The following is an 8060-nucleotide window of genomic DNA, read 5'->3' on the forward strand; positions in this document are numbered from 1 at the left end:
ACCTGCACAGCGCGATCACCGCGGGGCGGCTCGGTCGTGAAGGTGACGCACTGAGGTCGATCGATCAGGCGTTGGATATGGCCCGCGCGTTGCCGACTGGGGTCGCGCATCCGTGGACGCTGTTCGGACTGCCGAATACCGAGATCACCGCGGTGAGTGTGCAGGTCGAGCTGCGCAAGTCCGGCGGTGCGCTCGAGGCAGCCAGTGTCGTCGATCCGGACTCGGTACCCAGCGTCGACCGGCGTGCACGCTTGTGGCTCGAATTGTCGAGAGCCTATGAGCAGCAGAAGGACTGGACCGGCGCTCTGGGTGCGCTGCGGACGGCTACGTCGATATCCGAGGAATCGATGCGTTGTCACCCTCTCTCGCGAAATCTCACATCCGAGTTGGTGATCCACGGCGGCAGGCTGATAGCGCGTGAATCTCGTTCGCTCGCTACGCGACTCGGAGTGACGGTCTGATCCCCAGCCCGCTGTTGCGAACCGTCGTAGCCCGGCAGCCCTTGTGAGCGCCGGGCGTCAAGAATTCCACACGTAAGCTGCTGATGTACTGCGCGTTCGGGTAGGAATCGAACTGTCTGAGGCTGCTTTTCGTGCCCTTCCGGAGGACGCCCTCTCGCTGCGCCTGCCTTCACTCAGTGGCAGAGCGCGGGCGCCCTCGTCTTACGTCGATGACGTCTTGAAGTTCCTGAGCACGAGCGCGTTTCCAGGCACCAGCGAGACCGGAGCGAGACAGTCGGGCAATGAGGAAGGTGGGGCCCGCCCTGGGGGAGCTGCGCCTTCTGAGGCAAGTCAGGTATCGCGATTGCCTTGAATGATGTCGCGCGACTGTGGTTTGCGCCATTGATTCCGGTCCGGCAAGTCGTCTGTCCACGCTCGTAGCTCCGACTCGGTGATCTCGACGACGCGCTTGTTCTGACGGTGCCAGTATTCGGATGTTGTGTAGTCGGCATAGCGGACGATGCGTATGACGCGGTTCGGAGGCTCGCCGTCAATCGACTGGATTTCCAGCATGTGTGCGATGTCGTTCCGGAATGGGGCTACGCCGTTGTACGTGTCCGGGATCATCTCTGGGACGGCGACATTGAGCTTGTTGCGGGTGATGGAGGTCGGTCTGTTACGGGTTTCGCGCCCGGACCCGCGCCATGTCGTTGCAGTAGTGCGCGATTCGGGATGTGGGCAGCGCGGCCTGGAGGGTGGTCACCGACGCGCCGGGCCGCTGGAACGGAGCGTGCGCAGTGAAGGCGAGTCCGTAGCGTGGCGGCGGCGGCCGCCAGACCGCGCCGCCCTCGAGTCTGTATAGCGAAATTCAGCAGTTGTACGCACTGCACGTGCGGCACGAGCGAAAGCCCAGTGGCACGGATGAGGCACGACGGTATGCGTGCGGCCTTGATCTACCAGCACGCCACCGATGCCGCTGAACGGCGTATCGCCGATGACCTGTCCCGGACGGCACAGAAATACCGAGACGGCCGTGGCAGTCGGTAATGGCACATGTGTGGCACGGCGAGATGCGCGGCAGGGGCCGGTCAGGTTGCGGAGCCAACGGGAATCACGCTGCATAGCCCTGATCAGCTGCACGGATGTCGGGAGAGTGAACAGAGAGCCGGTGACGGGAATCGAACCCGCACTCTCAGCTTGGGAAGCTGATGTTCTACCACTAAACTACACCGGCATTCGGCCCTATCGGACCCGCTGAGAAGATAGCAGACGGGCTCGGCGGATGCCCAACTTCCCAGGTAGAAGAGGTGGCTGGTCGGACGAGGTGGATGTCGGCTGTCGACTTGCCCAAGTGTGCCGGGTCGCGCAGTTCCCCCGATTTCACCTGAGTCCCAGATCGCATGATGTTTTCGAAGTCAGGGGTGTACTTATTCACGCGACCTGTGACTGCTGTCAGCGATCGGATGGCAAGTCCAGTGGCCGGTCGCCGTGGGGGACCGGTCTGTCGATGGGGCATGGGTTGACAGCATTCAGAATTTGGCTGGGGCGCAGTCGGTTTCGTGTGTCGTTGCGGGGTGGGCCAGCGGAGGTGGCACCCCTCCATGGCGCTGATGGTCTCGGAAGTTGACGGTCGCCTCGGGACGGGCGTGGGTTTCTCGGCGGATAGGGCGGCTACGTAGAGCCGCTGGCAGGGTTGCTGGTGAAGTAGCCCCGGGCGGCGCTACGTGCATGGTGGCCCCGTTTCGCCGGGAACCACGTGCTAGCGGACACGTGATAATCCGGCTGGGCGGACATGTGGCTGCGCAGCTGGCTATCTCGACCTCGGCGAAGCTCACCACCGCCTGTGGTCGAACCCGCGACCTGCTCGTCATCGGCGCCCACAATCACGAGGTCGCCGAGGCAGCCGCCGATCATCGAAACCTGCCGACACCGACGCAACCGCAACTCACCGTCGATCCCTGCCTGGCGGAGAACCTCTCCTCAGCCGCCGGAAACGGAATACCCGAACCGTTCGGGTGGTCGATCCTCGAGGACGCGGTCGGTGCCGCATGGCCCGACGGGCATCAAGACCAACTCGATGCCGCGAAAGACGCCTGGCACACCGCATCCGCGGACTTCCGCACCCTCGCGGGCAACGTCTCGCCAGCGGTCGACCTGCTGAACAATCAGCAGTCCCCGGAGATCCAGACCAGCGTCGACACCTGCAACCAACGCAAGACCGACTTCAACGCCCTCGCCGATGCCTGCCAGTCACTCGGCGACGCCTGCGGCGAATACGCCAATCACCTCGACGAAGCCCACCGCAAGATCCTCGACGAACTCCAAGAATTTCTCCTCGAAGCCGCCGCCTGGGAAGTCGGCGCCGCCATCCTCACCCCGTTCACCGGCTCCTTATCCGAATGGGTCGGCAACTCCGCCCTGGCCGGGAGGGTCGCGATGAAGGCCCGGCGTATCGCCACCATCATCGGAGAACTCGCCACCAAAGTGGCAAAGCTGGTGACCGACGCCGTCAAACCGTTGGTCGAACGACTGAAACCACTCCTCGAACGTGTCCGCAAATGGGTCGAAGAAGCAAAGACCAAGCTGCTGAAGACAGGGCCCACTTTCAAACGACCGCCCGAAGTTCCGGAGGACTGGGTTCCGCGGACCGCTGATAATGGTAAAGGTGTCGTTTGGCAGAAGCCCGGAGCAATCAAAAACGCTGATAGTATGCGAATTATGGATCCAACGGAAAAGTACCCGAACGGATATATACGCTACTATAATAAGAATGGTCAGCCCGTAGACCTGAACGGGAAGCCGGGGTCGAAGCCTGCTACTCATATTCCGATCAACCCCGATGGTACGTACCCGAAACCGCAAGGATGGTGAATATGGAGATTCCGATCGCGGGCCAGAGCCTGTCAGTGGAATCCACTGAATACGCTCTTGTGCTGGGAAACGACAACGGATTCGAGATCCAGGCCGAAGCGCCAGTCGAGTTCGAAACACCCAGTGGCGACAAGCGAAGGGTGGCGTTCGACGAAGAAGACCACTTCGATCTGGACTTGAACACCTTCTTCAGCGGAAAGATTGCCTCCGCGTTCACCGGCTCGGCAGGTGAGCTGACCATCCTTCTGGAATCCGGAAACCGGGCCACCGTGACAACAGACGAAGACTACGAATCATGGACGATAGTGGGACCAAAAGGCTACCGCGTGGTGTGCATGCCAGGCGGTGAGCTCGCCACGTGGTCACCGGAATGACCCGCTACGGAGTGATCCGTCAAATTCTTCTCGTCAGAATTATTGACATCGAATACGGCACCGCCCGCCAGGCGAGTTGTGCGTTCTTAGCGATATCGTAATCATGAGAGGGCTTTTTTCAGTGGTGAATCTCGACGAATGGGAGCAACAACTCCGGCGTCGCGTCGCCGAGATCCATCATCATGGCGAACAAGTCGCAGCAAAGGCGGCCGCAGTCCGGGGCCGCGGCGAGGTCAACGGGGTTCAGATCGAAGTTGACGCCCGCGGCGACATCACAAATTTTCAGATCGCCCCGGGCGCGATGCGATGGTCCAGCAACCAGCTCACCGTCGCGCTACTCGAATGCCACCGCAAGGCCCGCGCGGACGCCAAAGCAAAAACCAACCGCGCCATCGACGAGGCCGACCCACGCATCCGCAACCAACTCGAACAAACACACGCACCCGAATCAGCACCGCCTCCCACCAGACACAGCTCACCGAGAACGACATCCAGGCCGCCGCCGACGAGTACTTCGAACGCCGCAACCTCTACGGCGGATGGACCGACAGTCCCTGAATTACAGCACAGGGCTGGAAAAGATCAGCGTGGTTCGCCACTTTGTGCGCGTAGGCCCATTGGGATCACCGTTTCGAACTGAGGACGTCCGTACGTCTGTCTTGGGCCAGTTCCTCGGTGTTTGTCAAACCGCCGGAGCGTCGACATGGTCTGGAGGGCGGCGGGTTCCGGGTGGAGCCGGGGTCGGAGTCGGGGTACGGTCCTTGGATGACCAGGTGGGCGGGTTGTCGCTGACCTCGGATCATGGTGAGCAGCAGGAGAATTCGAAGTGAATTGCGGACGAACGGGCGTTGATCTGGTAGGTCTTCGCGGGGTGGCGTTTCCGCATGCTCGCGTCACGGGGGTGCAGGGTTCGTTTTTCGTCGTCGATCGCTGAAATGCTGATGGTTCGGCATTGGGGGCGTGAGCGATGAGTATCGAGATGCCTGCCGGGCTGCAGTGGTTGTCGTATCTGGCGGGATCCTCGTGGCCGAAGGGGGATGAGGATGCCCTGTTCGCGTTGAGTCAGGACTGGACCGATGCGGCGAATGCGCTGAACGCGGTCATCGCTCCGTTGCGTGCCGCGTGTGATACCGCGACGGGTAACTACAGCGGTAGTGGTGCGGATCAGATGAAGTCGCAGTTCGAGCAGTTCTTCTCGGGGGATTCCTCGGTGGAGAAGATTGTGGAGGGGCTCGAGCAGCTGGCGGATTCGGTGTTCGATTGTGGGCAGCAGACCGAGTATGCGAAGTTGCAGATCATCATCACTTTGGCGGTGATGGCCGCGGAGATCGCGTATGCGCTGGCCACGTTGTGGGGGGCGTGGGCGGTGCCGTTGATCGAGGCCGAGGGTGCGGGGATCATGCGGTTGATCGCGTCGCGGTTGGCGGGGGCGTTGGCTGCGCGGGCGTCGCGGTTGGCGGCGACGCCGTTGTGGAAGTTGACCGCGATTCAGGTGTTGAAGCAGGGTGCGATCGGGTTGGGGACCGATGCGCTGGCGCAGGGGATCGAGTTGAGTGAGGGGCATAGTAAGGGTTTCAACGTCAAGCAGATGTTCATCACCGGGGCTGTGGGTGCGGTGTCCGGTGGTGTGGCTACGCCGATCGGTCATTTCGGTGGCAAGTATTTGGGGGGTTGGGTTGCCAAGAACGGTGGGATGAACTGGTGGAAGGCCGGTTTGGTGGCGGTGGGGTCCGGTATTCCCGCGGGTGTGGTGGGTGCGGGTACGGGCATCGTGACCTATGGGGCGTTGACGGGGAATTGGGAGTTCGATCCGGCGGCGCTGCTGGGTGGTGTGGGTGGTGGTCTGGTCGGTGGCGTACACGGCGTGCTGGGACATTTCCAAGCCAAGTTCACCGCTGGACCTGTGGGCGGGGACGAGGTGCTGCCCGCCTACACCGCTGAGGACAAGCCGCCGCCGTACGGTGACGGGTCATCGACGTACAGCGGCAAATCCGGTGGCACCGACACCAAGAGCGCCTCGAACGACAGCTCGAATTTCGCGAACAACCTGGGCGGGGAGAAGACTCGGGACAATTCGCCGCAGCCGACGCCCTCGCGGGAAGGCAACTCCCCGAACGGCCAATCTCGCAACACGCAGACGCAGAATGCGCGCAGCACTGCTGACGAAACGAATCCGGCGGCAGCACAGATCCCGCGTGGAGTGAACAATAATCCGTTCCGGCAGGGTAACGAGTCGCGTGTCGGGGATTCGAATGTGCAGGCCAGCACCACGAACCCGTTCCGTCGGGGCAACGGGCCGCAGGCGGACGCCGAGTCCACTGCGCTGCCGAAGGCGCCCGCGGCGGGTCTGGATCGCAAGCGGTATCAGGCGACCGTGGAAGAGGTCCCCGACGAATCGGAGATCCGGTCCACACAGGACCGAACCGTCACGCCCACAGATGATCTGGGTAGCAAGCGATACCGCACGACCGTCGAGGAAGTTCCCGACGAGTCCGATACCCGGTTCGACCCGACCCGCGCCAGCGCCTCCGCCGAGCAGAACGCGAACCGGTCCACCCCGCTCGCGCCGCAGGATCCGACGGGCGGCTCCTCGCGCATCCCCAAGGCTGATATCCCGGTCCGGAACCGGCCGCAGGATCTGTCCCGATCGATGTCCGCCGATTCGACCACGACGCGGACGGCGGCCTCCTCACGCCCGAGCCTGTCCTCCCTCGACGACGGATCGCGCTCGGTGACCCGGATCGCCGCGGGATCCAAGACGGAGCCTGCAGCGAAAGCGACTGCCACACCGCCTGTTTCGGAGCAACCGCGGATTCGGTCGATGCCGACCGAATCGGATCACTCCGTGCCGATGAATCGCCGCGCCGCGCCGCCGTCGATCTCGCGCGAGGGCGACGCCTTCCGCTCGACCGAATCGCCGCTCGCCCCGCCGACGGACGAGATCCGCTCCCCGCTGCGCGATCCGCAGCAAATCGGGGCGAAGCCGGACGAAGTGCGCAGCTTCGAATCCACTGCTCATGCAGGCGATTTCGCTGCCGACCGGCTGAACACCCGGGACAGCCTGCCGATCGACGAGCGGGAGGCGTTGGACGGCAACCGCGACATCGCCACCGTCAACGACCTGCTCCGCAATATCCCGCCCGACGAAATCGTCGACCGGCACGCCGAATTCGGCGCCGACCACGAGACCGCGAGCCTGCTCACCGGCAAAGATCGCCTCGCCCCGGATGTCGCCGCCCTGCGCGAAGTACCCGCTGATTCGTTGCGTGATCGTCGGGATACGTTGCGGGACAACAAGAACCGCACACCGGATCAGGAACGCGAGATGCGGGCCATCGAGGACATCCTGTCCCACGAGAACCCCGAAGAACGGTGGAATCAACTCCGCAATCGCGCCGCGTTGTATCGCATCTGGTCCGATTACTTCCGCCAGAACCTGAATCGGTCGTTCGAGCCGGGCGACGTTCAGCGCAATATCGACCTGCTGGACAAGGCGACCGGGCACGAATTGCCGCTGCCGCAAACGATTCGCATCGATCGAGCCCTCACCGACCCGGGCGTCCTGGTCGACAGGAATGGCAATCCGTTCACGGGCCGGAACATTCGGGATCTGGTCGACACTGTTCAGCACGAACCGGGCTACCTGCAGCTGCCGTTGCGTGATGAACCTGCTTCGTCCACAGGCGGTTCCTACCGTATGCAGTTGGAGATTCCGCGTGGCACACGCGGTGTCTACGTGGGCGGCGATCACCTGGATACGCACCATTTGTTGCTGGCCCGCGACACCACCTATCGGATCACCGGCGTCGGTCACGACAACGGCACGACGGTCATCGCGGCGCGGGTCGAGCCCCGCCCGGATCACGCGCCGGAGGATCCGATTGTTCAGGTGCGCAAAGATATTGCCGATTCCGAGAGCCGTGCGGCGCGGTTGCGTCAGGAGCAGACCGATCGGATCGCCGAGTCGGGAAAACATGTCGAGGATGCGCGTAAGAATCTCGAAACCGCCCGGGGTGAGGAGGAATCCGGGGCTCGGGCCGCCTACGAGCAGGCTGCGGCCGAGCACTTGCGGACGGTCGAGGACGCGTTGGACAAACTTGTCACCGCGTCGCGGGAGGCGGGGTCCGCGCGCTGGGATGCGTTCTTGTCCGGGCGGATCGGCCGTGCGGAAACCTTCGAAGCGGTCGCCACCGAACGGGTGCGGGCAGCCAAAGCAGCCGCGGATGCTCGGCAGGAGTACTACGAACTGCAGGCCGGTCCCGGAAAGCCGTCGGAGAAATCGGGTCCGTTGACCAAACTCGGCGACGCCGAATTGAACGACCGGATCAAGAACGGGTCGGAGCTCGAGAAGGATGCCGCGCTCAATGAGCTGAAT

General features: G+C 63.1%; 5 protein-coding genes, 1 tRNA gene and 1 pseudogene. 5 read left to right on the plus strand and 2 right to left on the minus strand.

Annotation, left to right across the window (positions count from 1 at the left end; genetic code table 11):
- Positions 1 to 461: pseudogene (locus tag ON40_RS34675) on the plus strand (helix-turn-helix domain-containing protein); the annotation flags it as partial.
- A 330-nt stretch (positions 462 to 791) separates the two neighbouring features.
- On the opposite strand, the gene ON40_RS34680 reads toward ON40_RS34675, so the two are convergent.
- Together ON40_RS34680 and ON40_RS34685 are read right to left on the minus strand one after the other, a co-directional pair.
- Positions 792 to 1013: a hypothetical protein gene (locus ON40_RS34680; protein WP_157186589.1), complete on the minus strand. Its 222-nt coding sequence runs from the start codon at positions 1011 to 1013 to the stop codon at positions 792 to 794.
- Between the two features lie 590 nt (positions 1014 to 1603).
- Positions 1604 to 1674 (minus strand) — tRNA-Gly (locus ON40_RS34685).
- Between the two features lie 560 nt (positions 1675 to 2234).
- Here ON40_RS34685 and ON40_RS34690 point away from each other — a divergent pair.
- The 4 genes from ON40_RS34690 to ON40_RS34700 form a co-directional block, all read left to right on the plus strand.
- A complete protein-coding gene (locus tag ON40_RS34690; RefSeq protein WP_051194014.1) occupies positions 2235 to 3311 on the plus strand; it encodes a WXG100-like domain-containing protein in 1077 nt (358 codons plus the stop codon).
- A gap of 2 nt (positions 3312 to 3313) precedes the next feature.
- Entirely contained in the window at positions 3314 to 3685 is a 372-nt protein-coding gene (locus ON40_RS34695) for a DUF6188 family protein (RefSeq protein ID WP_157186590.1), read from the plus strand.
- Positions 3686 to 3788: 103 nt separating this feature from the next.
- Complete coding sequence (locus tag ON40_RS50390) at positions 3789 to 4325, plus strand: hypothetical protein (protein ID WP_245568125.1); 537 nt, start codon at positions 3789 to 3791, stop codon at positions 4323 to 4325.
- Between the two features lie 327 nt (positions 4326 to 4652).
- Positions 4653 to 8060, plus strand: a 3408-nt coding sequence (locus ON40_RS34700) for a WXG100-like domain-containing protein (protein ID WP_040829495.1), incomplete at its 3' end; no start/stop codon positions are given.

Source organism: Nocardia jiangxiensis NBRC 101359, from assembly GCF_000308615.1.
Classification (GTDB): domain Bacteria; phylum Actinomycetota; class Actinomycetes; order Mycobacteriales; family Mycobacteriaceae; genus Nocardia; species Nocardia jiangxiensis.